This window comes from Sphingomonas profundi, assembly GCF_009739515.1.
Lineage (GTDB): Bacteria > Pseudomonadota > Alphaproteobacteria > Sphingomonadales > Sphingomonadaceae > Alterirhizorhabdus > Alterirhizorhabdus profundi.
The window spans coordinates 1,799,477-1,821,964 of record NZ_CP046535.1 but is presented as its reverse complement, the minus strand read 5'-3'; the positions used below and the strand labels follow the sequence as shown (position 1 = coordinate 1,821,964).

Here is a 22,488-nt window from a genome sequence, read left to right as displayed (position 1 = left end):
CCCCCGTCCTTCCGGCGGCTCACATGTGGATCGGCTTGCCCGTCACAGCCATCGCCGCTTCCTTGATCGCCTCCGAATGGGTCGGGTGGGCGTGGCAGGTATAGGCGATATCCTCGCTGGTGGCGCCGAACTCCATCGCCTGCGCCGCCTGCGCGATCATCGTGCCGGCCAGCGACGAGATGATGTGCACGCCGAGCACGCGATCGGACTGGGCATCGGCGATCACCTTGACGAAGCCGTCCGTGTCGCGGTTCGTCTTGGCGCGGCTGTTGGCGAGGAAGGGGAACTTGCCGACCTTGAACGCCACGTTCGCCGCCGCCAGCTCCTCCTCCGTCTTGCCGACGCCCGCGATCTCGGGGTGGGTGTAGACCACGCCCGGAATCACATCATGGTTCACGATACCGGTGAGGCCGGCGATATTCTCCGCCACGGCGATCCCCTCGTCCTCGGCCTTGTGCGCCAGCATCGGGCCGGGTGTGACGTCGCCGATCGCCCAGATGCCCGGCACGGAGGTGCCGAAATCATGATCGACGGCGATCTGCCCGCGATTGTTGAGCGTGAGGCCGGCCGCATCCAGATTCAGCCCGTCCACGTTCGGCCGGCGACCGATCGCGACCAGCACCGCATCGGCGGTCAGCGTCTCGGCGGCGCCGCCGGCGGCGGGCTCGACCGTGACGGTCGCCTGCGCCCCGTTGCGCTCCACCTTCGTCACCTTCGTGCCCGTCTTCAGGACGAAGCCCTGCTTCTTGAAGATCTTGGCCGATTCCCGGCGAACCTCGCCATCCATGCCGGGTAGGATTTGATCGAGATACTCGACGACCGTGACCTTCGCGCCCAGCCGCTTCCATACCGAGCCGAGCTCCAGCCCGATCACGCCGCCGCCGATCACGATCAGCTGTTCCGGCACCTTCGGCAGCGCCAGCGCGCCCGTCGAGTCGATCACCACCTCGTCGTCGACGGTGACACCCGGCAGCGGCGTCACCGACGAACCCGTTGCGATCACGATATTCTTCGCGCGCACCCTGCGGCCGCCGACGTCGACCGTGTCGGCGGCGGTGAAGGCGGCGCGGCCTTTCAGCCACTCGACCCTGTTCTTCTTGAACAGCCCCTCGATGCCGCCGGTCAGTTCCTTCACGGCCTTCGCCTTCTCGGCGTGCATCTGGTCGAGGTCCAGCTCCGCCCCGGCGATCTTCACGCCGAACTTGGCCAGCGCCCCCGACGAGGCTTCCTCGAACAGCTCGGACGCGTGGAGCAGCGCCTTGGACGGGATGCAGCCGACGTTGAGGCAGGTGCCGCCGAGCGTCTCGCGCGATTCCGCGCACGCCGTCTTCAGCCCGAGCTGCGCCGCCCGGATCGCCGCAACATAGCCGCCCGGCCCGGCACCGATCACGAGAACGTCGAAGTCGTAGTCAGCCATGATGGTCTCCAGTCGTCATCCCGGCGGAACCGGGATCCCTGCGGGGCAGGAGCGCGCCGCCCCGGCACGAGACCCCGGCACATGCGGGGGTGACGCAGATATAGGATGCTAAAGGTCGATCAGCAGCCGCGTCGGATCCTCGATCGCTTCCTTGATGCGGATGAGGAACGTCACCGCCTCGCGCCCGTCCACCAGGCGGTGGTCGTAGCTGAGCGCCAGGTACATCATCGGCCGGGCGACGATCTGGCCGTCCTTCACCACCGGCCGGTCCTCGATGCGGTGCAGGCCCAGCACGGCGGACTGCGGCGGATTGATGATCGGCGTGGACATCAGCGAGCCGAACACGCCGCCATTGGAGATGGTGAAGGTGCCACCCTTCATCTCGTCCATCTTCAGCGTGCCGTCCTTGGCGCGCTTGCCGAAATCGGCGATCGTCTTCTCGACACCGGCGAAGCTCAGATCCTGCGCGTCGCGGATCACCGGCACCACCAGGCCCTGCGGCGCGGAGACGGCGACGGAGATGTCGGCATAGTCGCGATAGACGATCTCGTCGCCCTCGATCGATCCGTTCACGCCGGGCACGTCCTTCAGCGCCAGGCACGCCGCCTTCACGAAGAAGCCCATGAAACCAAGGCGGATGCCGTGCTTCTTCTCGAACAGGTCCTTGTAGCGGGCGCGCGCGGCGATCACCTCCGTCATGTCCACGTCGTTGAACGTGGTGAGCATCGCGGCGGTGTTCTGGGCCTCCTTCAGGCGACGGGCGACGGTCTGGCGCAGGCGCGTCATGCGGACGCGCTCCTCCTTGCGGCCGGCGGTGGCGGCGGCGGGGGCGGAGAGGGCCGGGGCGGGGGCCTGCCGTGCCGGCTCCGGCGCCCGGGCGGTGGCCGGCCTGGCGGCGAGCACATCGTCCTTGGTGATGCGGCCGTCCTTGCCGGTGCCCTTGATCTGGCTTGGGTCGACGCCGCGTTCCAGCACCAGCCGGCGCACGGCGGGCGACAAGGTGAGCGGTGAATCGTCGCCGTGCCCGCCCTCGCCGGTGGTCGGCTCGCCGCTATTGCCGTAGCTGGCCGGGCCGGCATCGGCGGCGGCACCATCGGCCGGCGGGACGGACGGCGTGGCGGCGGCATCGCCGGCGGGCGCACTGGCCGGCTCCGGCGGGGCGGCGGCCTCGGCCTGGCCCACCGCGGTGCGGTCCTCCGGCGCCGGCGTGGCGGCGGTGGCGGCGCTGCCGGCCTGCACCAGCGCGATCACCGCGCCGACCTGCACGGTATCGCCCTCGGCGACCGCCTGCTCGCCCATCACGCCGTCGATCGGCGAGTTGACCTCCACGGCCACCTTGTCCGTCTCCAGGCTGGCGATCGGCTCGTCCACCTTCACCGCCTCGCCCGGCTGCTTCAGCCACTGGCCGAGCGTCGCCTCGCTGATCGATTCGCCCAGCGTGGGCACCTTCACTTCGGTCGCCATCTCAGTTCGCCTTCACGTCATGCCCGAGGGCTTCCGCCACGAGCGCCGCCTGTTGCGCGGCATGGTTCCTTGCGAGGCCCGTCGCCGTCGCGGCCGAGGCTCGCCTGCCGGCATAGACCGGCCGGCGCGGGCCGACACCGGCCTTGGCGAGGCACTCCTCCAGATAACATTCGACGAAGAACCAGGAGCCGTTGTTCTTCGGCTCCTCCTGCGCCCAGACAAGCGTCTCCAGGTTGGTCATCCGCGCGATGCGCCTAGCCAGCGGCTCGGCCGGGAAGGGGTAGACCTGCTCGATGCGCAGGATCGCCGTCTCCTCGTCGCCGGCCGCGTCGCGCGCGTCGGCCAGATCGTAGTAGACCTTGCCCGAGCACAGCACGAGCCGCTTCACCCGATCGTCCGCCGGCTGCTTGGGATCGGAGAGGATGCGGCGGAAGTGGCTGTCGCCGGTGAAATCCTCGATCGACGAGACGGCCGCCTTGTGCCGCAGCAGCGACTTGGGCGTCATGATGATCAGCGGCTTGCGGAAGTTGCGCATCATCTGCCGGCGCAGCACGTGGAAGTAGTTGGCCGGCGTGGTGATGTTGCACACCTGCATATTGTCCTCCGCGCAGAGCTGGAGGTAGCGTTCCATCCGCGCCGAGCTGTGCTCCGGCCCCTGGCCCTCGTAGCCGTGCGGAAGAAGCATCACCAAGCCGTTGACACGCAACCATTTCGCCTCGCCGGCGGCGATGAACTGATCGATCATCACCTGCGCGCCATTGGCGAAATCGCCGAACTGCGCCTCCCACAGCACCAGCGTGCCGGGGGCCTGGCTCGCATAGCCATATTCGAAGCCGAGCACGCCGAACTCGCTCAGCGGGCTGTCCAGCACCTGGAACCGGCGATCGAGGTTGGAGAGCGGGATGTACTTGTGCCCGTCCTTCTGATCGACCCACACGGCGTGCCGCTGGCTGAACGTGCCGCGCCCGCTATCCTGGCCGGAGAGGCGGACGCCGAACCCGTCGAGCAGCAGGGTGCCGAAGGCCAGCGCCTCGGCGGTCGCCCAGTCGAAGCCCTGGCCGCTCTCGAACATCTGCTTTTTGGCGTCGAGGATGCGGGCGAGCGTCTTGTGGATGACGAGGTCGGCCGGCGGGGTGGTCAGCACCTTCGCCACGCGGTCGAGCCGTTCGCGGCTGACGCCGCTCTCCACGGCGCGACGATCCGTCACCGCCTCGCGCGGGGCGGCGAAGCCGCTCCAGTCGCCCTCGAACCAGTCGGCCTTGTTGACGCGGAAGCCCTTGGCGGCGTCGAACTCCTCGTCCAGCATCTTGACGAAGGTCTCGACCATATCCGCCACGCCATTCTCGTCGACGACGCCTTCGGCCTTCAGCCGGTTGGCGTAGATGGTGGAGATCGGCGGGTGGCGGCGGATCTCGTCATACATCAGCGGTTGGGTGAAGCCCGGCTCGTCGCCCTCATTGTGGCCGAAGCGGCGATAGCACCACATGTCGATCACCACGTCGCGCTTGAACGTCTGGCGGAACTCGGTGGCGACCTTGCAGGCGAAGGTCACGGCTTCCGGATCGTCGCCGTTCACGTGCAGGATCGGCGCCTGCACCATCTTGGCGATGTCCGACGGATAGGGCGAGGAGCGGGCGAATTGCGGCGAGGTGGTGAAGCCCACCTGGTTGTTGATGACGAAGTGGATCGTGCCGCCGGTATTGTAGCCTGCCAGGCCGGAGAAGCCGAAACATTCCATGATGATGCCCTGGCCGGCGAAGGCGGCGTCGCCGTGCAGCAGGATCGGCAGCACCTTCTCGCGCTTCAGGTCGCCGAGCTTGGTCTGCTTGGCGCGCGCCTTGCCCAGCACCACCGGATCCACCGCCTCCAGATGGCTGGGATTGGGCGCCAGCGAGAGGTGGATGACGTTGCCGTCGAACTCGCGATCGGTAGACGTGCCGAGATGATATTTCACGTCGCCGGAGCCGCCGACATCCTCCGGATTGGCCGATCCGCCGGCGAATTCGGAGAAGATCGCCCGGTAAGGCTTTGACATCACGTTGGCCAGCACGTTCAGCCGGCCGCGATGGGCCATGCCGATCACCACCTCGCGCACGCCATATTGGCCGCCATATTTGATGACGCTCTCAAGGGCGGGGATCATGCTCTCCCCGCCGTCCAGGCCGAAGCGCTTGGTACCGACATATTTGCGGCCGAGGAATTTCTCCCACTGCTCGGCGTGGATCACCTTGGTGAGGATCGCCTTCTTGCCTTCCGGCGTGAAGCTGATCGCCTTGTCGTGGCCTTCCATCCGCTCCTGCAGGAAGCGGCGCTCCTCGATGTCGCCGATGTGCATGAACTCGATGCCGACATGGCCGCAGTAATTGCGACGCAGCACGGCGATCAGCTCTCGGATGGTCGCCGTCTCGAAGCCCAGCGTGCCGCCCACGTAGATCGGGCGATCGAGATCCTTGCCGAAGAAGCCGTGGAACTCGGGCGTGAGATCGGCCGGCAGATCCCGCTTGGAGAGGCCGAGCGGATCGAGATCGGCGGCCAGGTGCCCGCGCACGCGATAGGTGCGGATCAGCATCTGCGCGCGGATCGAATCCTCGGCCGCCTTGGCGATCACCGCGGCGGACGGCGCCTCGGCGGCGGCGGGCGCGGGCGCCTTGCGCTCGGCCTTGGCGGCAAGCGCCGCCTGGGTGGGATCGAGCCCGGCGGTCAGCGCGTCCGTATCGCTGAGCGGCCAGTTGGCGCGGCCCCAGCTCGGCCCGGAGACGGCCTGCTCCAGCCCGTCGAAATAGGTGCGCCAGCCCGCATCGATCCCGTCCGGGTCGTCGCGATAGCGCGAGTAGAGCGCCTCGACGAACGAGGGGCTGACCCCCTCGATCGCATCGAAATCCAGCCCTTCATAGCCCATCGCAACGTCCCCAGCTCGGAGCCGCCCGACGGCGGGCGGCTCCGCTTTCGTCAGCCCTTCAGTACCTGCGCGAGCGTGGTGCCGAGCTCGGACGGGCTCGCCGCCACCTTGATGCCCGCCGCTTCCATCGCCGCGATCTTGTCTTCCGCGCCGCCCTGGCCGCCGGAGACGATCGCGCCGGCATGGCCCATACGGCGGCCCGGAGGCGCCGTGCGGCCCGCGATGAAGCCGGCCATCGGCTTCTTGCGGCCGCGCTTCGCCTCGTCCTGCAGGAACTGAGCGGCCTCCTCTTCGGCCGATCCGCCGATCTCGCCGATCATGATGATCGACTTGGTCTCGTTGTCGGCGAGGAAAAGCTCCAGCACGTCGATGAAGTTGGTCCCGTTCACCGGATCGCCGCCGATGCCGACGGCGGTCGTCTGGCCGAGGCCCTCGTTGGTCGTCTGGAACACGGCCTCGTAGGTGAGCGTGCCGGATCGCGAGACGACGCCGACCGAGCCCTTCGAGAAGATCGAGCCCGGCATGATGCCGATCTTGCACTCGTTGGGGGTCAGCACGCCGGGGCAGTTCGGCCCGATCAGGCGCGACTTGGAGCCGGAGAGCGCACGCTTCACGCGCACCATGTCCAGCACGGGCACGCCCTCGGTGATGCAGACGATCAGCGGCACCTGCGCGTCGATGGCCTCCAGGATCGAGTCGGCGGCGAAGGGCGGCGGCACGTACACGACCGACGCGGTGGCGCCGGTGGCGGCGACCGCCTCGTGCACCGTGTCGAAGTTCGGCAGGCCGAGATGCTCGGTGCCGCCCTTGCCCGGCGTGACGCCGCCGACCATCTGCGTGCCGTAGGCCAGCGCCGCTTCGGTATGGAAGCTGCCGGTCTTCCCGGTCATCCCCTGGGTGATGACCTTGGTGTGCTTGTTCACGAGGATCGACATGCGGGGAAACGCTCCATTTCTATGACGGAACCGACGGGCTTAGTCGTCGAGCGGATGGTCGCGGGAGGTGATCGCCTCCCAGTCGTAGGGACAGGTATCGGGAAAGGTGGCGAGGGGAAGGCCCGTCTGGCCGACGGCCGCCGCCTGCGCCGCCTCATAGGCTCTCTCCACGGCGTCGTCGATCCGCGCCGAATAGCTGGGGCTGTCCTTCAGCTCGCGGGCGATACGGCGTCGATGCTCCAGGATGGATCCCTGCCAGCTGCGCGTCCTCAGCGTGGGCTGATGGTCCCACTTAAGCATGTGCAGCAACACGATCTCGACCGCGCTGACGAAGCCCTTGAAGTCCGACCGGCCCAAGCTTTCCACCTCGTCGAGCAGGTTCGGCATATCGAGCTCGTCGAAGCGACCGGCGCGCAGCAGCGCGATCTGGCGATCGAGCCACGCGGCATAATCCTGCTCGTAGCCGATCGCCGCCGAGCGAAGCGCGATCAGATGGTCCCGTTCAGCCATGCAGCCTGCCTGTCAGCCTCCGCCCCATCGCGCAACCGATTCACGCCAGGCTCGGATCGATGCCCTGGCAGGCGACGAGCAGTTCCTTGACCGCGTCGACCGAGACCTGAAGGTTGCCCTTGGCCTCGTCGTCCAGCGCGATCTCGACGATCTCCTCCACGCCGCCCGCGCCGATCACCACCGGCACGCCGACATAGAGGCCGTCGAGGCCGTACTGGCCCTCGACATACGCGGCGCAGGGCAGGATGCGCTTCTGGTCGCCCAGATACGCCTCGGCCATCGCGATGCCGCTGGTGGCGGGCGCGTAGAAGGCGGAGCCGGTCTTCAGCAGGCCGACGATCTCGCCGCCGCCGCCGCGCGTGCGCTTGACGATCGCGTCGATCCGCTCCTGCGTGGACTTGCCCATCTTGACGAGATCGGGGACCGGGATGCCCGCGACCGTGGAATATTGCACCACCGGCACCATCGTGTCGCCGTGGCCGCCGAGCACGAAGGTGCTGACATCCTTCACAGATACCTTGAACTCGTCGGCGATGAAGTGGCTGAAGCGGGCCGAATCCAGCACGCCCGCCATGCCGACCACCTTGTTGTGCGGCAGGCCGGAAAATTCGCGCAGCGCCCACACCATCGCGTCGAGCGGGTTGGTGATGCAGATCACGAAGGCGTCCGGCGCGTTGGCCTTGATGCCTTCGCCCACCGCCTTCATCACCTTCAGGTTGATGCCGAGCAGGTCGTCGCGGCTCATGCCCGGCTTGCGGGCGACACCGGCGGTGACGATGATCACGTCGGCCGCAGCGATGTCGGCATAGTCGTTAGAGCCGATGATGTTGGCGTCAAAGCCCTCGATCGGGCCGCACTGGCTGAGATCCAGCGCCTTGCCCTGCGGCACGCCCTCGACCACGTCGAACAGCACGATGTCGCCGAGCTCCTTCTTCGCGGCGAGATGCGCCAGGGTGCCGCCGATATTGCCTGCGCCGATGAGCGCGATCTTCTTCCGAGCCATATGCCCCCCGCTGTTCAGGATGATCCAGGGTGGCGACCGCATGGGCGGCCGCCATGTCGAAACCGCCGACCGCTTAGACCGGCGGGACGGCGGGGGCAACCGCCGCGACCCGCGACGCTTGTGCTTTTTGCCTCGCATTTGCGTCAGGCGCGGCCGGGCTCATCCCGCGCCGTGGCCCTCCGCCAGATAATCGTCGGATTGCATCTCCATCAGGCGGGATACGGTGCGCTCGAACTCGAAGGCGCCGTCGCCCTCCGGATAGAGGCTCGTCGCGGGCGCGTCTGCGCCGGCGAGCAGCTTGACCTTATACTCGTACAGCGCGTCGATCAGCGTCTTGAAGCGGGCGGCCTCGTTGCGCTGGTCCGGCCCCAGCACGGGTATGCCGACCAGGATCACGGTGTGATAGTGGCGGGCGATCGCCAGATAGTCGGGCGCCCCCCGCGCCTCGCCGCACAGCCGCTTGAACGAGAAGACGGCGACGCCCTTCAGGCTCTTGGGCACGGGCAGCTTGCGGCCGGCGGAGACGGGCAGCTCGCAGGCCGGCACGTGGGCGCGATCCTCCGGCGGAAAATCGGTGAGGCGGAAGAAGGCGCGGGAGAGGGCGGCCGTCGTCTCCGGCCCGTTCGGCACGTACCAGGTGGGCGCGCCGCCCAGCCGGGCGAGGCGATAGTCGGTCGGGCCGTTCAGGCACAGCACGTCCAGCCGATCCTCGATCAGGGCGATGAAGGGCAGGAAATGCTCGCGGTTCAGGCCGTCCTTGTAGAGGTCGCGCGGCGGCCGGTTGGAGGTCGTGACCACGGTGACGCCCGCCTCGATCAGGCCGGTGAACAGGCGGCTGAGGATCATCGCGTCGGCCGTGTTGTTGACGACCATCTCGTCGAAGGCGAGCAGCTTCGCCTCCTCCGCCAGCGCCGCCACCACCGGCAGGATGGGATCGCCCTTCTCCTTCGTGCGCTCCACCCGCAGCCGCTCGTGCACCTCGATCATGAACTCGTGGAAGTGGACGCGCCGCTTGGCCGCCATGTGCAGGCAATCGTAGAACAGGTCCATCAGCATGGACTTTCCGCGCCCCACGCCGCCCCACATGTAGAGGCCGCGCGGGCTGGGCGGCGGCTTGCGCAGCATCCGCCAGAGCACGCTGCCGCGGTTGGGCGTGGCATCCAGCTCGCCCGCCAGAGCGTGCAGGCGCAGCACGGTGGCGCGCTGATCGGGATCGGCGCGCAGTTCGCCGCTGGCCAGCAGCGCCTCGTAGCGGGCGAGCACGGTCGTCACCGGGCGGATGCCTTGCGGATCGTGCCGGAGAAGGCGAGGGCGCGGACATCGTCCTGCTCGATCAGGCCGCGCATGAAGATCATCCGGCCGGTCTCGCGCAGCACCTCGACGACGACGTCGATCGGGCGATCGATCACGAGCGGCGCGAGGAACTGGGTGGCGCTGTCCACCGTCAGCCCGTTCATCGCGCCGGTGATGCCGAGTGCGGTCGGGCAGACGAAATAGGCCTGATCGACCAGCGCGAGGAGGAAGCCGCCGTGCACGGTCTCGGTCAGGTTGCGGTGCTGCGGACCGGGGACGACGCGCATCCGGGCCGTCGCCGGCCCCTCCGGGCGGACGCGGATGTCGCCGAAGATGTCGACGAAGCGGCCGATGCCCGCCGCCCGCCGCACGAACCAGCCGGCATGCTCGGGATCGGGAGCGAAGCCGTATCGGCCGCGGTCGCTCGCCATGCCGGGAACCGCCGGAGCCTGCGCGATCAGATCTGGCGCTCGACCACCATCTTCTTCACCTCAGCGATCGCCTTGGCGGGAGAGAGGCCCTTGGGGCACACGTTCGAGCAGTTCATGATCGTGTGGCAGCGGTAGAGGCGGAACGGATCCTCGAGCTCGTCGAGCCGCTCGCCGGTCGTCTCGTCGCGGCTGTCGGCCAGCCAGCGATAGGCCTGCAGCAGGATGGCCGGGCCGAGGAACTTGTCGCTGTTCCACCAGTAGCTCGGGCAGCTGGTCGAGCAGCAGGCGCACAGGATGCACTCGTAGAGGCCGTCCAGCTTCGCGCGATCGTCCGGCGACTGCAGCCGCTCCTTGCCGGAGGGCGGCGGCGTCACCGTCTTCAGCCAGGGCTGGATCGAGGCATATTGCGCGTAGAAGTGGGTGAAGTCGGGCACCAGATCCTTGATCACGTCCATGTGCGGCAGCGGCGTGATCCGCACCTCGCCCTTGCAGTCCTCGATCGCGGTGGTGCAGGCGAGGCCGTTCTTGCCGTTCATGTTCATCGAGCAGGAGCCGCAGATCCCCTCCCGGCAGGAGCGGCGGAAGGTGAGCGAGGGATCCTGCTCGCTCTTCATCTTGATCAGCGCGTCCAGCACCATCGGGCCGGTCTCGTCCAGATCCAGCTCGAACTTGTCGTAGCGCGGATTCTCGCCCGAATCGGGATCGTAGCGGTAGACCTTGAACGTCTTGACGTTCTTGGCGCCGGACGCGGCCTTGTGCACTTTCCCGCCGGACTTGATCTTGCTGTTCTTCGGCAGTGCGAACTCGGCCATGCGTCAACCCCTTCTGCTGCCTTCGCGGATAGCGGCTCGCGCGGCGCGGCTCAATGCCTGTTTCGGGCCGCTGCGGCTTTGACCGGCGGCGGGGAATGCGTAAGTGGTCGCTTCCGCCACATCCGGACGAGCGACAGTGACGCACAGCCCCCAGCCGACCGTGGTCCCGGTCGGCGACAATCCGACGCCGATCTGGGGCATGAGCGCGCGCGAGCGGATCCGCCGCATCGCCGGCAAGGCGGGGCTGCCGTTCGCGGAGGCGCCGGCGTTCGAGCAGGGCGGCGTGCTGCTGGTGAACACGGCCTTCGCCTTCGATCCGCCCTTGCTGCGCTACATGGCGGAGCAGGAGGAGACCGTGCTGACGAGGGACGGAATACCGGCCCTGGCGCGCACCGCGCTGCCCGACAGGATGGGCGACGCTGGCGCGGCGATGAGCGACGGGCTGCCGTTGCCGACCGCCACGGGGCTGACCCGCATCGCCCATGACGCCGGCTTCACGCTCTACAACGATCAGCTGCGCAAGCGCGAGCAGCCGTTCCTGATGCCGCTGACGCCCGCCACAGTGCCCGCGATCGAGCGGGCCAGCTACTTCGCCGCCTACAAGGGCGTGACGGACATCCTCACCAAATATCTCTGGCCGGAATGGGCTTTGGTGCTCACGCGCGTCGCGGCGCGGATCGGCATGACGCCGAACATGGTGACGGGCATCGGCGCGGTCCTGTGCGTGTGGGCCTTCTTCCTGTTCCGCGGCGGGCACTATTGGGCCGGCATGGCCGCCGGCCTGGGCTTCATGGTGCTGGATACGGTGGACGGGAAGCTGGCGCGCTGCACGATCACCTCGTCCAAATGGGGCAACGTGTTCGATCACGGCATCGATCTGGTGCATCCGCCTTTCTGGTGGTGGGCATGGGGCGCGGGGCTCGCCACGTGGGGCCTCGGCTATGACGAGCGCACCTTTGCGCTGGTGATGCTGGCGATCGTCGGCGGCTATGTGGTGCAGCGGGTGATCGAGGGCGCGTTCATGCGGCTATACGGCATGCACATCCATGTGTGGCGGCAGGCGGACTCGCGCTTCCGCCTCGTCACCGCGCGGCGCAACCCGAACATGGTGATCCTGCTGGTCTCGGTGATCGCCGGCCGGCCCGATCTCGGCTTGATCGCGGTGGCGTGGTGGACGATCGTGTCGCTCGTTTTCCACGCCGTGCGGCTGGCGCAGGCGATGGCGCGGAAGGCGGCGGGCCATCCGATCACCTCGTGGCTGGCGGCGTAGTGAGGGGCGGGACATGAACGCGACGATCGAGAAGTTCGGCTACCCCGCCACCCTGGTGCGCGACTATGCGCACTGGGTGGTGCTGCTGCGGCCGGCGCAGCCGACCCTCGGCGCGCTCGTGCTGGCGGCGAAAGCCGATGCCACCGCCTTCGCCGACCTGCCGGCCGAGGCGTTCGCGGAGCTGGCGACGATCGTCGCGGCGATCGAGACGCGGCTCTCCGCCGCGGTGGCCTACGAGAAGATCAACTATCTGATGCTGATGCTGGTGGACCCGCACGTCCACTTCCACGTCATCCCGCGCTATGCCGGCACGCGATCCGCCTGCGGCGTCACCGTGGCGGATGCCGGCTGGGGCAAGCCGCCGGCGCTGGGCGAGGCCTATGCGCTGCCCGAGGCCGAGCGCGACGCGCTGGTCGCCTGGCTGAAGGACGGCTGGCCCGGCTGAGCCGCCCAGCGCGCGGTGAGCGCGCCGGCGATCGCGAGATCGGCCGGGAAGTCCACTTCCGCCCAGTCCATGCCCGCGATCGACACGGTGCCGACCGCCGGCGCGCTGTCGGCCGTGCCAGTGGCTGGGGCAGATTGGGCGATCGCGTGGATCGCCTTCAGATACCAGTTCAGCACCCCCTCCGGCGTCCGCATCATCGCATCCACCTGCGCGCGGAACAGGGCCGGGCCTGCGCCGGTGAAGGCCAGCATGCCGATCGACTCGGCATTGCTCTCCTGCGGCTCCAGCCGCTTGCCGATGGCGATCAGGCGGCCGTCGTTCGCGCGGTGCACCTTCATGTCGTCGGCGTCGTAGGCGTCCTTCACGTCGACCGTCACGGTGATCGGGCTCGTCGCCCCGGCGATCAGCGCCGCCACGATCGCCGGATCGATCAGCGTGTCGCCGTTCAGGATGATGAAGTCGCGGTCCATCGCCTCCCGCACGATCCAGCAGGAGCCGAGATTGTCCGCCACCTTGTAGAACGGATTGAAATGCGTCGTGATCGTCGGGCCGGAGATGCCGGCGAGCGCCGCCTCCACCTTCTCGGTGCGGAAGCCGGTGACGACGTGGATGTCGCCGATGCCGTTGGCGGCCAGCGCGGCGATCTGCCACTCGATCAGCGTTTTGCCGGCGAACGGGATCAGGCATTTGGGCAGATCGGCGGTCACGGGCAGCAGGCGCGAGCCCTGGCCGGCGCTGAGGATGATGGCGCGGGTGATGGCGGTCTGTGTCGTCATGGGGGCGGGCGGTTAGGCGCGAATTGTGGCGATATCGCGGGCGCGCCGGGCGAGGATCTCGCTGGCGAGCGCGTGATCGGCCGGCTTGTCCACATCGATGCACGCCTCCGCGATCGGCAGCTCGATCGCCGCCGCCGTCATGCCCAGCCGCCGCCCGGCGCGGACCAGCGCGCCGCGCAAGGTGAACAGCCTCAGCGCGACGCCGGCGAGGATCATCGGCCCGAACGCGCCGATCACGGTGCGGCCCTTCTTGCGCTGCTGCTCGATCGTCCGCCACAGGTTCACCGCCGTCAGCGCGCGCGGGGTGGCGAGCAGGAACAGGTTGGCGCCGGAATAGGCCCCGCCGCGAAAGCGCAGCCAGGTGCGGCGATTGTCCGGATAGGCCGCCAGCAAAGTGCGCCGCGCGACGAGGCCGACCGCCACGTCGGTGCCGGCGGCCAGCGCCGGCGCGATGAACGCATCCAGCATCGCCGCATCCAGCAGCGGGTGATCGGCGGTGGTGACGAGGAAGGGGAAGCCGGCCGGGTGCCGCGCCAGCGCCTCGGCGATCGCACCACTGACGGAACCGCCTGCCGCCTCCATCACGATATCGGGATGCGCCGCGATCCACGCCGTGTCCGGATGCGCGGCGAAGGCGTCCATCGCCTGGGAGAGCAGGATCACCCGGCCGATGCGCGGATGCTCCACCAGCGTGCGCGCCACCCGCGCCAGCATCGCCTCCCCACCGACGGGCACGAGCGCCTTGAACGGCACGCCGAACGCCGCGGCCAGCGGATCCACGCCGGGGCGATTGCCGGCGAGAAGAAGGGCGGTGAGGGGGATCACGCCTCGATCGTGTCCGCTCTGCCGCCGATCCGTCCCCAATCGACCCCGCGGGTGAAGTACATCACGGCCGCCAGCGCCGCGAACAACAGCAGCGAACCGTTCAGCAGCGAATAGGCCTCCAGCCCGAGCAGCACGTACAGCACGGCGTAGAGGCCGGCGAGCAGGCCGGCGACGGCGCCCGCTCGCCGCCAGCTGCCCAGCACCGCCGCCGAGTAGCAGGCGAGCAGGCCGACGATCGCCGCGCTGGCGATCACGTAAGCGGGCGTGAAGCCGAGTATCTCGGCAAAGGCGAGCAGCAGCACGAAGAACAGGATCAGCCCGCTGCCGACCAGCAGATAGGCCACGCCCGACACCGGCACGCCGGCGATCACATCGAACATCAGCAGGGTGAGGAAGGTGAAGCCGATGAACATGAAGCCGTACTTCACCGCGCGGTTGACCTCGGAGTAGAGGTTCACCGGATCGATCAGCGCCACCGTCACGCGATCGGCCGTGTCGCCCGCCTGCTCGTCGATCGAGACGACGGGCCGGTTGAGCGCGAGATTGCCGATCCGCCACCCGGCCGAGAAGCCGTGCGCGTCCACGTGCCGCGCCACGGGCAGGAAGCCGCCGACGAAAGACGGGTGCGGCCAGGACGACGCCACCTGCCAGCGCGTATCCTGCGCGGAAGGCAGGAGAGTGATCGAATCATGCCCGCGCATCGTGAAGGCGATGTCGAACGCGATCGGTCCGCCCGGCGGCATCGCGCCAAGCCGGCCGCTGAAGCCGCTGCCATCGGTGCTGCGCAGGCCGGAGCCCGGGATCAGCGGGATCGCGCGCCCGCCTACCCGCACCTGCGGGCGCGATCCGCCGAGGCCCTTGGCGCTGGAGATGCCGAAGCGGATCTCCGCCTCTCCCATGCGCAGGCTGGCGGGATCGATGTTCGACGCGGCGAGATCCGGCAGGCGGAAGCTGCCGCTGGCGCGCATCGCCGCCGAGTAGACGACCGCCTGGTAGATCGACCGCCGGCGCAGCTCGGGATCGAGCCGGGTCTCGAAGCGCACCTGATCCGGGGCGACGAACAATGCGCGATCCTGCGACTGCGCGCGCTTCACCGTGCGGCCATTCTCCTGCACCTCCGTCTCGACCATCTGCGAGAAGGGGATGACGAGGAACGGCCCGGCGAACTGCTGCGGCTGACCCCAGCCCTCGACGATCGATCCGCGCGCCGTCTCCGACTGGGACTGGCGATCGTAGACGAGCAGGTAGACCGCGAAGAGCGGGATGGCCAGCAGCAGCCCGAGCAGCACGGCCAACCCGAAGCGATAACCGGGCGAGCGTTCGCCGGAAGCGGGGCGGGGGAGGGGCATGCTAGCGCGTTTCGTCTTTCACAGCTTGGCCTTGATGCCGGCCTGGCGGAGCACGGCGTTGGCGGTGTGGCGTGACATGATGCGGCCATCTACCACGAACGGCCGCAGCGCGTGTGGACTTTGCCACACTTCATGGTCGCCCTTGCCTTGGCGCAGAAAGGTGCAGCCATGATCGCGCAGCAGCGCTTTCAGCCGGGCAGTATAGCCCTCGACCATCGCTCAGGCGGCTACGTCGAATTCGCGCTCGTGAAAGGCGGTGATGCGGATACGATGCGGGCCGGCGATGCGGGTTTCGTCGGCAATCTCGTCGGCATGTAGACGGAGAAGGTCCGGCAACATCGCTCCCGCCTTGGCTGCGAGTTCCTCGACGGTCTCGGCATCGGCGGCCAGGCCGGGTATGTCGCCATCGGCTGCGTACCAGACGTGCGCGTCAGGATCATATTCCGCCCTGATCGTCCAGTACGCCATGCCGTCCCGCCTTGATTATACCCTATCGCGAACCGACGATCGCCGCCGCGCTGCTCAATAGACCCGCGCCTTCGGCTTGATATACTCCGCTTCGTCGGTCAGCGTGTAGTCGTGCACGGGGCGATAGTCGATCGAGACGGCGCCCTGGTGGAACGAGACCAGGGTGTGCTTCATCCAGTTCTCGTCGTCGCGGTTCGGATAATCCTCGTGCATGTGGGCGCCGCGGCTCTCGTGCCGGTTGGCGGCGGAGTGCATCGTCACCACCGCCTGCGGCAGCATGTTGTCCAGCTCAAGGGTCTCGACCAGATCGGTGTTCCAGATCATCGAGCGATCGGTGATGCCGACATCCTGCAGGCTGGCGAACACGTCGTCGATCAGCCCCTGGCCTTCGCGCAGCAGCGCGGTGTCGCGGAACACGGCGCAGTGCTTCTGCATCGTGCGCTGCATGTTCGTGCGGATCTTCGCGGTGGGCGTGCCACCGGCGGCGTTGCGGTAGCGATCGAGCCGGGCGAGGGCGGCATCGTCCGCCGCCTTGTTGACGATGCCGTGCTTGCTGTTCGGCTTCACCAGCTCGGCGATGCGGAAGCCGGTGGCGCGGCCGAACACGACCAGATCGATCAGCGAGTTTGAGCCGAGCCGGTTGGCGCCGTGGACCGACACGCACGCCGCCTCGCCGACGGCGAACAGGCCCGGCACCACCGTGTCCGGATCGCCATCCTTCAAGGTCACCACCTCGCCATGATAGTTACACGGCACGCCGCCCATATTGTAGTGGACGGTGGGCGTCACCGGCAGCGGCTGGCGGGTGAGATCGACGCCGGCGAAGATCTTGCCCGTCTCGGTGATGCCGGGCAGCCGCTCGGCCAGCACCTTGGGATCGATATGGTCGAGGTGCAGGTAGATATAGTCGCCATGCTCGCCGACGCCGCGGCCCTCGCGCATCTCCATCGCCATGGAGCGGGAGACGACGTCGCGGCTGGCCAGATCCTTGGCGGAGGGGGCGTAGCGCTCCATGAAGCGCTCGCCGTCCTTGTTGGTGAGGTAGCCGCCCTCGCCGCGCGCGCCCTCGGTGATGAGCACGCCGGCGCCGTAGATGCCGGTCGGGTGGAACTGCACGAACTCCATGTCCTGCAGCGGCAGGCCGGCGCGCAGCACCATGCCGCCGCCGTCGCCGGTGCAGGTGTGGGCCGAGGTCGCCGAGAAATAGGTGCGGCCCGAGCCGCCGGTCGCCAGCACCACCGCGTGCGCGCGGAAGCGGTGGATGGAGCCGTCCTCCATGCAGAGCGCGATCACGCCCTTGCAGACGCCGTTCTCCATGATGAGGTCGAGCGCGAAATATTCGATGTAGAAGTCCGCGTCATATTTCAGGCTCTGCTGGTAGAGCGCGTGAAGCATGGCGTGGCCGGTGCGGTCGGCGGCGGCGCAGGTGCGCTGCACGGGCGGGCCGGCGCCCATGTTCTGCATGTGGCCGCCGAACGGGCGCTGGTAGATGGTGCCGTCGTCGTTGCGGCTGAACGGCACGCCGGCATGTTCCAGCTCGATCACCGCCGCCGGCGCCTCGCGCACCATATATTCGATCGCGTCCTGATCGCCGAGCCAGTCCGATCCCTTGACGGTATCGTACATGTGCCACGTCCAGTGATCGGGCGAGTTGTTGCCCAGCGACGCGGCGATGCCGCCCTGCGCCGCCACGGTGTGGCTGCGGGTGGGGAACACCTTGGTGATGCAGGCGGTCTTCAGGCCCTTCTCGGCGCAACCCATCGTGGCGCGCAGGCCCGACCCGCCCGCGCCGACGACGACCGCGTCATAGACGTGGTCGATGATCTTGTACGCGTCCATCAACCCTTCACCCCCATGAGCGCGATCTTCAGGATCGAGAAGATCGCCAGCGCCCCCCCGCCGACCGCGTAGAAATTGAGCGCCGCGATGGCCGCAACGCGGCTGGCATCGTCGTGCAGATAATCCTCGATGAACACCTGCAGGCCGATCTTCAGGTGCCAGAAGACCGAGACCGTCATCAGGATCAGCCCCACCGCGACCACCGGCTGCGACATCCACTGCACGATCGTCGCATGATCGTGCAGCGGCAGCCGGAACAGCGACACCACGAACCAGAGGACGAGGATCAGGTTGCCGGCGGCGGTAAGCCGCTGGTGCCACCAGTGCAGCGCGCCGTGCCTGGCCGAGCCGAGACCGCGGACGCGGCCGATGCCGGTTCCCGTACCCATCAGTGCATGCTCCCCACATAGACGGCCGCCCACAGCAGCAGCGTGACCGCCAGCGAGGCGACGATCGTGGCGGTGGCGAACGTCTTGTTCGTCTTCAGCTCGTACCCCGCGCCGGTATCCAGCACGAAGTGGCGCAGGCCGGAGAACATGTGCTGGAAGAAGGTCCACGTCAGGCCGATGCCGACGAGGTAGCCGAACCACGATGTCGCCACGCCGTAGAACGTCTCGTAGGCGGCGGGGCCGCTGGCGGCCGCCACCAGCCACCAGATGAAGATCACGCCGCCGCCGATGGCGTTCGCCGTGCCCGTCGCGCGGTGCAGGATGGAGACGAGCATGTGCGGCCCCCATCGCCAGATCGTGAGGTGCGGCGACAATGGGCGGGCGGCGTTACGGGCCATCGATGTCCCCCTGGATTGGACCTTTTGCTATGGTCCGTGTCTTTACCCGAACGTCGCCGGCTTGCAACCATCGCCGGTGCGCGGGCGCGGCCCTTACGGCCTCTTTACCATTGCCCGGCTAGGAACGCCGCACAGTCCCTCGATCGCGGAGCCGTTTCCGATCATGCAGCATGTCAGCCTGTCGCCGGCCACGGCACCCACCCCGGCGCCGCTGCTTGCCGAGGCCGAGGTCGCCCTCCGCCTGGCGCTCTACAATGGCGACGGGCGGTTCGAGCGCGACCTGCGCGCGCTCTGGAGCCGCGCCTCCGGCGTCATCATGGCGGCGAGCGAGGATTTCTACACCGGCGGCGCGGCCGGCATCCTCGCCGAGATCGGCGCGACCCGCCCGCACGACGCATCCTTGCTGGCGCGCGCCTCGATCGATCTGGTCGCGCGCAAGTTCGCCGGCCCGGTGGATGCGGCGTGGGTTCTGATGATCGCCGCGCAGGCGAACAGCCTGATGGCGATGCAGGTGCCCACGGCGGCCTTCTCGCGCATGCTCTCGCTGCACGCGGTCGCGATCCTGGATGCCCTGGCGGAGACGTTCGCGGCCGAGCCGGCGACGTTCCTGGCGGCGGCCAGGACGATGCAGCAGCTGAAGATCTTCGAGTGCGACGTGACGGCGGCGCAGATGGTGCTGGTGAGCCGGCGCGAGGCCACGGCCGAACTGGGCCAGCGCAGCGCTCTGTTCCGCGAGGAGATCGTCGGCGTGGTGGATGGGACGCTGGTCGGATCCGGCCGCCTGCGTGAGCAGACCGCCGAGGCGTCGGTCTCGGCGCGCGGGATGCTGGGCAAGGCATCGGAGGTGGCGGCGGCGGCCGAGCAGTCGGCGCTCGCCATGCGCGAGGCGGCGATGACCGCGGCGGGCCTGATCCGCGCGATCGAGGAGGCGCGCAGCGAGGTGGAGGTGGCCGCCGGTATCGCCACGCGGGCGGCGGGCGAATCGGCCCGCGCCGTGATCGTGTCGGAGGCGCTCAGCGATCATGCCAAGGCGATCGAATCGATCCTGGGCCTGATCCGCGACATCGCCGGGCAGACCAACCTGCTGGCGCTGAACGCCACGATCGAGGCGGCGCGCGCGGGCGATGCCGGGCGCGGCTTCGCGGTGGTGGCGCAGGAGGTGAAGAGCCTGGCGAGCCAGACCGCGCGGGCGACCGACGATATCGCCGCCAAGATCGCCGCCATCCAGTCCGCCACGCGGCAGACGCTGGACGCCAACGGATCGATCCGCGACACGGTGGGCGAGGTGCAATCCTCCGCCAACCGCATCCGCACGGCGATGGAGACGCAGGCGCAGACCGTGACGGCGATCACCGCCGCCGTGGACGAGACGGCGCTGGCGGCCGATTCCATGTCGATGACGATCGCCGCCATCCGCGCCGAGACGGAGGCGGTAGCTGGCGAGATCGATCATCTGGAGACCGGCTTCGGCGCGGTCGGCACGCAATTGTCGCGGCTGGAGGCGGCGACCAGCGCCTTCGTGGCGAAGATCGCCGCCTAGAACGGATCGACATCGAGCGGATCAAACCGCTCATCCTGAGGAGCCATTGAGCCTGTCGAACTGGCGTCTCGAAGGATCCTTCGAGACGGGTCTTCGCATGTCCGCTCAGCCTCTCCTCAGGATGAGCGGACGTGCACAGCTGAATGTCGATCCGCCTGGAGGGTCTATCCCTCGGCGCGTTCCCGCTCGTGATGGCGGATCACCTCGTCGATGATGAAGCGGAGGAACTTCTCGCTGAAATCGGGATCGAGGTTTGCGGATCGGGCAAGCTCGCGCAGCCGCCCGATCTGTGCCGCCTCGCGGCCGGGGTCGGCCGGCGGCAGCCCGCTCTGCGCCTTGTGGCGGCCCACCGCCTGCGTCACCTTGAACCGCTCGGCCAGGAGGAAGACGAGCGCCGCGTCGATATTGTCGATGCTCTCGCGATAGCCCTTCAGCGTGTCGTCGGTCATTCCGGCCTTGCCCCTCCCGCGGTCGCTGGCCTTTTCGGGGGGAGCGGGCGCCGGCGCAAGCCCCGCGCTTGCCTTTGCCGCATCGCCGCGCCACATCGCGCCCATGCCCGCCACGATCACACCGCTGCACCGGACCACGGCGCCCTCGCTCGATCCGATGATGGCGCTCGTCGCCGCCGACATGAACCGGGTGAACGAGGTGATCCTGGCGCGGATGCAGAGCGACGTGCCGCTGATCCCGGAACTGGCCGGCCACCTGATCGCCGGCGGCGGCAAGCGGATGCGGCCGATGCTGACGCTCGCCTGCGCGCGCCTGCTCGATTATGGCGGCACCCGCCACCACCGTCTGGCCGCCGCCGTGGAGTTCATCCACACCGCCACCCTGCTGCACGACGACGTGGTGGACGGATCCGGCCTGCGCCGGGGCAAGCGCACCGCCAACATCATCTGGGGCAACCCGGCCAGCGTGCTGGTGGGCGACTTCCTTTTCAGCCGATCGTTCGAGCTGATGGTGGAGGACGGATCGCTGCGGGTGCTGCGCATCCTCTCCAACGCCTCCGCCGTGATCGCCGAGGGCGAGGTGAACCAGCTGACCGCGCAGCGCCGGATCGACACCGGCGAGGCGCGCTATCTGGACATCATCGGCGCCAAGACGGCCGCCCTGTTCGCCGCCGCCTGCCGCATCGCCGCCGTCGTCGCCGAGCGGGAGGATGCGGTGGAACAGGCGCTGGACGCCTATGGCCGCAACCTGGGCATCGCCTTCCAGCTGGTCGACGACGCGATCGACTATGCCTCCGACGGCGCGACGATGGGCAAGGATGCCGGCGACGATTTCCGCGACGGCAAGGTCACGCTGCCGGTGATCCTGGCCAATGCGCGGGGCAGCGCGGAGGACCAGCGTTTCTGGAAGGACGCGATCGAGGGCCGCCGCATCTCCGACGAGGATCTCGCCCACGCCAACCGCCTGCTGCGCGAGACAGGCGCGATCGACGACACCCTGGCCCGCGCGCGCCACTATGGCGGCCGCGCCATCGACGCGCTGGGCGGCATCGGCGGCGGCAAGGCCAAGGCCGCGCTGGTGGAGGCGGTGGAGTTCGCGGTGGCGCGGGCCTATTGATCGCGGCCGTGCCGGTCAGGCACGCGACGGCCGGTCGGTGCCGAGCGTGCCGGGCTCGAACATCGGGATGGCGGTGATGACGTGCATGTTCCGATACGCCCGCTCGTGCCAGACGGCGGTGAAGGCCAGATAGGAATCCCACCGCGTGACGACCCCACCGCCGGTGGCGACGCGGATCTGAACGGGTGCGGACAGCTTGAACACCGGCGGCGCCAGCCGATCCGTCGTCCGGCGATAGAAGGCGTTGATCTGCGCGGCCGTGATGTCCGCGGTGAGGAGTTCCAGCACCGCGTGCACCTGCGCGGTAGCATCGATGAACGAGGTGTAGACTGGGATGCTCTTGTCCACGGTCGCCTTCTCGAAGCGCATCCGATCCATCAATTTGTCGTTCGTGATGCTGGCGTGTTTGGTGATGGCATGGCCGACGCCTTTTCCGTCCGGGTTCGGCCGATCCTTCGAACCCCAGAGGATCATCGAGACGTCCGAGAAGGTGAAGGGCTTGAAGATCATGCTTGCCTCCATCCGTCGGCCGATCGGCGCCGATGATGGACCATATTGAGACCGAACGCGATATCTTCGACGCGGAACTGGCCGCTTCCCGCTAGGCTGGCGGCACGCGCTTGCCCTTCGTGCGGCTGGTCAGGTGGATGCAGCGGCAGCGATCGCAGCGATACGGCCGGAGCGGCAGGCCTGTGCGGGCGGCCGTCGACAGCGCCGCCGCTTCCGAAGCGAAGCGCATCTTCCGGCGGCAGATGCTGAGGCGCGTGCGCATGACCGGACTTTCGCACGGCCCGCCTGCACAGGCCACCGCACTGTGCCGCCCGTCACGATGGGCGAAGCGGTCGCCGCCTTGGGCGGA

The 22,488-nt window shown here is 68.5% G+C and carries 24 protein-coding genes; 4 read left to right on the top strand and 20 right to left on the bottom strand.

The genetic code is table 11. The features are described 5' to 3' along the window. Positions 1-19 precede the first annotated feature (19 nt). The 9 genes from lpdA to GNT64_RS08460 form a co-directional block, all read right to left on the bottom strand. The gene (lpdA, locus tag GNT64_RS08500; RefSeq protein WP_156679142.1) at positions 20-1,417 is read right to left on the bottom strand and encodes a dihydrolipoyl dehydrogenase; all 1,398 of its coding nucleotides are present in this window, start codon (positions 1,415-1,417) and stop codon (positions 20-22) included. 108 nt (positions 1,418-1,525) lie between these two features. Next, the gene (gene odhB / locus GNT64_RS08495) at positions 1,526-2,881 is read right to left on the bottom strand and encodes a 2-oxoglutarate dehydrogenase complex dihydrolipoyllysine-residue succinyltransferase (RefSeq protein ID WP_156679141.1); all 1,356 of its coding nucleotides are present in this window, start codon (positions 2,879-2,881) and stop codon (positions 1,526-1,528) included. A gap of 1 nt (position 2,882) precedes the next feature. After that, on the bottom strand, positions 2,883-5,780 hold the full coding sequence (locus GNT64_RS08490; RefSeq protein ID WP_156679140.1) for a 2-oxoglutarate dehydrogenase E1 component: 2,898 nt from the start codon (positions 5,778-5,780) through the stop codon (positions 2,883-2,885). Between the two features lie 50 nt (positions 5,781-5,830). Beyond that, the gene (sucD, locus tag GNT64_RS08485; RefSeq protein ID WP_156679139.1) at positions 5,831-6,715 is read right to left on the bottom strand and encodes a succinate--CoA ligase subunit alpha; all 885 of its coding nucleotides are present in this window, start codon (positions 6,713-6,715) and stop codon (positions 5,831-5,833) included. 39 nt (positions 6,716-6,754) lie between these two features. Continuing rightward, on the bottom strand, positions 6,755-7,225 hold the full coding sequence (locus GNT64_RS08480) for a DUF29 domain-containing protein (RefSeq protein WP_156679138.1): 471 nt from the start codon (positions 7,223-7,225) through the stop codon (positions 6,755-6,757). Between the two features lie 40 nt (positions 7,226-7,265). Beyond that, complete coding sequence (gene mdh, locus GNT64_RS08475) at positions 7,266-8,228, bottom strand: malate dehydrogenase (protein WP_156679137.1); 963 nt, start codon at positions 8,226-8,228, stop codon at positions 7,266-7,268. 159 nt (positions 8,229-8,387) lie between these two features. Next, a complete protein-coding gene (gene zapE, locus GNT64_RS08470; RefSeq protein WP_156679136.1) occupies positions 8,388-9,500 on the bottom strand; it encodes a cell division protein ZapE in 1,113 nt (370 codons plus the stop codon). After that, positions 9,497-9,952, bottom strand: coding sequence for a PaaI family thioesterase (locus tag GNT64_RS08465; RefSeq protein WP_156679135.1), 456 nt, complete (start codon positions 9,950-9,952; stop codon positions 9,497-9,499). The genes zapE and GNT64_RS08465 overlap by 4 nt, the downstream gene beginning before the upstream one ends. Before the next feature lie 26 nt (positions 9,953-9,978). Next, complete coding sequence (locus GNT64_RS08460; RefSeq protein ID WP_156679134.1) at positions 9,979-10,764, bottom strand: succinate dehydrogenase iron-sulfur subunit; 786 nt, start codon at positions 10,762-10,764, stop codon at positions 9,979-9,981. A gap of 136 nt (positions 10,765-10,900) precedes the next feature. Here GNT64_RS08460 and GNT64_RS08455 point away from each other — a divergent pair, with 136 nt between their 5' ends. Further along, positions 10,901-12,034 (top strand): CDP-alcohol phosphatidyltransferase family protein, encoded by a 1,134-nt coding sequence (locus GNT64_RS08455; RefSeq protein WP_422396628.1) that lies wholly within the window; start codon positions 10,901-10,903, stop codon positions 12,032-12,034. A 13-nt stretch (positions 12,035-12,047) separates the two neighbouring features. Then, on the top strand, positions 12,048-12,479 hold the full coding sequence (locus GNT64_RS08450; protein WP_156679133.1) for an HIT family protein: 432 nt from the start codon (positions 12,048-12,050) through the stop codon (positions 12,477-12,479). Here GNT64_RS08450 and GNT64_RS08445 read toward each other — a convergent pair. Genes GNT64_RS08445 through sdhC form a run of 8 tightly spaced genes read right to left on the bottom strand, consistent with a single transcriptional unit; the run spans position 12,413 to position 18,523 of the window. Beyond that, positions 12,413-13,255 carry a phosphocholine cytidylyltransferase family protein gene (locus GNT64_RS08445; protein ID WP_156679132.1) on the bottom strand — a complete coding sequence of 281 codons (843 nt, stop codon included), beginning with the start codon at positions 13,253-13,255 and terminating at the stop codon, positions 12,413-12,415. The two genes, GNT64_RS08450 and GNT64_RS08445, sit on opposite strands and share 67 nt — an antisense overlap. Before the next feature lie 12 nt (positions 13,256-13,267). Next, entirely contained in the window at positions 13,268-14,080 is an 813-nt protein-coding gene (locus tag GNT64_RS08440; RefSeq protein ID WP_156679131.1) for a nucleotidyltransferase family protein, read from the bottom strand. Then, positions 14,077-15,429 carry a cell envelope integrity protein CreD gene (gene creD, locus GNT64_RS08435; protein WP_156679130.1) on the bottom strand — a complete coding sequence of 451 codons (1,353 nt, stop codon included), beginning with the start codon at positions 15,427-15,429 and terminating at the stop codon, positions 14,077-14,079. Before creD ends, GNT64_RS08440 begins: the two co-directional genes overlap by 4 nt. An 18-nt stretch (positions 15,430-15,447) precedes the next feature. Then, positions 15,448-15,645, bottom strand: coding sequence for a type II toxin-antitoxin system HicA family toxin (locus GNT64_RS08430; protein WP_156679129.1), 198 nt, complete (start codon positions 15,643-15,645; stop codon positions 15,448-15,450). 3 nt (positions 15,646-15,648) lie between these two features. Further along, complete coding sequence (locus tag GNT64_RS08425; RefSeq protein WP_156679128.1) at positions 15,649-15,897, bottom strand: DUF1902 domain-containing protein; 249 nt, start codon at positions 15,895-15,897, stop codon at positions 15,649-15,651. A gap of 54 nt (positions 15,898-15,951) precedes the next feature. Further along, on the bottom strand, positions 15,952-17,739 hold the full coding sequence (gene sdhA, locus GNT64_RS08420; RefSeq protein ID WP_156679127.1) for a succinate dehydrogenase flavoprotein subunit: 1,788 nt from the start codon (positions 17,737-17,739) through the stop codon (positions 15,952-15,954). Continuing rightward, positions 17,736-18,125 carry a succinate dehydrogenase, hydrophobic membrane anchor protein gene (gene sdhD / locus GNT64_RS08415; protein WP_156679126.1) on the bottom strand — a complete coding sequence of 130 codons (390 nt, stop codon included), beginning with the start codon at positions 18,123-18,125 and terminating at the stop codon, positions 17,736-17,738. The genes sdhA and sdhD overlap by 4 nt, the downstream gene beginning before the upstream one ends. Further along, the gene (sdhC, locus tag GNT64_RS08410) at positions 18,125-18,523 is read right to left on the bottom strand and encodes a succinate dehydrogenase, cytochrome b556 subunit (RefSeq protein WP_156679125.1); all 399 of its coding nucleotides are present in this window, start codon (positions 18,521-18,523) and stop codon (positions 18,125-18,127) included. The genes sdhD and sdhC overlap by 1 nt, the downstream gene beginning before the upstream one ends. A 163-nt stretch (positions 18,524-18,686) precedes the next feature. On the opposite strand from sdhC, the gene GNT64_RS08405 reads away from it, so the two are divergent. Then, a complete protein-coding gene (locus tag GNT64_RS08405; protein ID WP_197277322.1) occupies positions 18,687-20,063 on the top strand; it encodes a methyl-accepting chemotaxis protein in 1,377 nt (458 codons plus the stop codon). A gap of 164 nt (positions 20,064-20,227) precedes the next feature. On the opposite strand, the gene GNT64_RS08400 is transcribed toward GNT64_RS08405, so the two are convergent. Next, on the bottom strand, positions 20,228-20,512 hold the full coding sequence (locus GNT64_RS08400; RefSeq protein ID WP_156679124.1) for a chorismate mutase: 285 nt from the start codon (positions 20,510-20,512) through the stop codon (positions 20,228-20,230). A 103-nt stretch (positions 20,513-20,615) separates the two neighbouring features. Between GNT64_RS08400 and GNT64_RS08395 the strand changes: the two genes are divergently transcribed. Further along, positions 20,616-21,629: a polyprenyl synthetase family protein gene (locus GNT64_RS08395; RefSeq protein WP_156679123.1), complete on the top strand. Its 1,014-nt coding sequence runs from the start codon at positions 20,616-20,618 to the stop codon at positions 21,627-21,629. Between the two features lie 15 nt (positions 21,630-21,644). Here the strand turns inward: GNT64_RS08395 and GNT64_RS08390 are convergent, their stop codons facing one another. Next, positions 21,645-22,139 (bottom strand): hypothetical protein, encoded by a 495-nt coding sequence (locus GNT64_RS08390; protein WP_156679122.1) that lies wholly within the window; start codon positions 22,137-22,139, stop codon positions 21,645-21,647. Between the two features lie 91 nt (positions 22,140-22,230). Then, entirely contained in the window at positions 22,231-22,401 is a 171-nt protein-coding gene (locus GNT64_RS21525) for a hypothetical protein (RefSeq protein WP_197277321.1), read from the bottom strand. Positions 22,402-22,488 lie beyond the last annotated feature (87 nt).

Coding starts and splice junctions, on each gene's coding strand:
- GNT64_RS08490 (WP_156679140.1), bottom strand. CDS start 5,780: ATGGGCTATGAAGGGCTGGATTTCGATGCGATCGAGGGGGTCAGCCCC.
- creD (WP_156679130.1), bottom strand. CDS start 15,429: ATGCCCCTCCCCCGCCCCGCTTCCGGCGAACGCTCGCCCGGTTATCGC.
- mdh (WP_156679137.1), bottom strand. CDS start 8,228: ATGGCTCGGAAGAAGATCGCGCTCATCGGCGCAGGCAATATCGGCGGC.
- GNT64_RS21525 (WP_197277321.1), bottom strand. CDS start 22,401: ATGCGCACGCGCCTCAGCATCTGCCGCCGGAAGATGCGCTTCGCTTCG.
- GNT64_RS08460 (WP_156679134.1), bottom strand. CDS start 10,764: ATGGCCGAGTTCGCACTGCCGAAGAACAGCAAGATCAAGTCCGGCGGG.
- sucD (WP_156679139.1), bottom strand. CDS start 6,715: ATGTCGATCCTCGTGAACAAGCACACCAAGGTCATCACCCAGGGGATG.
- GNT64_RS08395 (WP_156679123.1), top strand. CDS start 20,616: ATGCCCGCCACGATCACACCGCTGCACCGGACCACGGCGCCCTCGCTC.
- sdhC (WP_156679125.1), bottom strand. CDS start 18,523: ATGGCCCGTAACGCCGCCCGCCCATTGTCGCCGCACCTCACGATCTGG.
- GNT64_RS08465 (WP_156679135.1), bottom strand. CDS start 9,952: ATGGCGAGCGACCGCGGCCGATACGGCTTCGCTCCCGATCCCGAGCAT.
- lpdA (WP_156679142.1), bottom strand. CDS start 1,417: ATGGCTGACTACGACTTCGACGTTCTCGTGATCGGTGCCGGGCCGGGC.
- GNT64_RS08430 (WP_156679129.1), bottom strand. CDS start 15,645: ATGGTCGAGGGCTATACTGCCCGGCTGAAAGCGCTGCTGCGCGATCAT.
- GNT64_RS08425 (WP_156679128.1), bottom strand. CDS start 15,897: ATGGCGTACTGGACGATCAGGGCGGAATATGATCCTGACGCGCACGTC.
- GNT64_RS08445 (WP_156679132.1), bottom strand. CDS start 13,255: ATGACGACACAGACCGCCATCACCCGCGCCATCATCCTCAGCGCCGGC.
- sdhD (WP_156679126.1), bottom strand. CDS start 18,125: ATGGGTACGGGAACCGGCATCGGCCGCGTCCGCGGTCTCGGCTCGGCC.
- GNT64_RS08450 (WP_156679133.1), top strand. CDS start 12,048: ATGAACGCGACGATCGAGAAGTTCGGCTACCCCGCCACCCTGGTGCGC.
- GNT64_RS08480 (WP_156679138.1), bottom strand. CDS start 7,225: ATGGCTGAACGGGACCATCTGATCGCGCTTCGCTCGGCGGCGATCGGC.
- GNT64_RS08405 (WP_197277322.1), top strand. CDS start 18,687: ATGCAGCATGTCAGCCTGTCGCCGGCCACGGCACCCACCCCGGCGCCG.
- GNT64_RS08400 (WP_156679124.1), bottom strand. CDS start 20,512: ATGACCGACGACACGCTGAAGGGCTATCGCGAGAGCATCGACAATATC.
- odhB (WP_156679141.1), bottom strand. CDS start 2,881: ATGGCGACCGAAGTGAAGGTGCCCACGCTGGGCGAATCGATCAGCGAG.
- GNT64_RS08390 (WP_156679122.1), bottom strand. CDS start 22,139: ATGATCTTCAAGCCCTTCACCTTCTCGGACGTCTCGATGATCCTCTGG.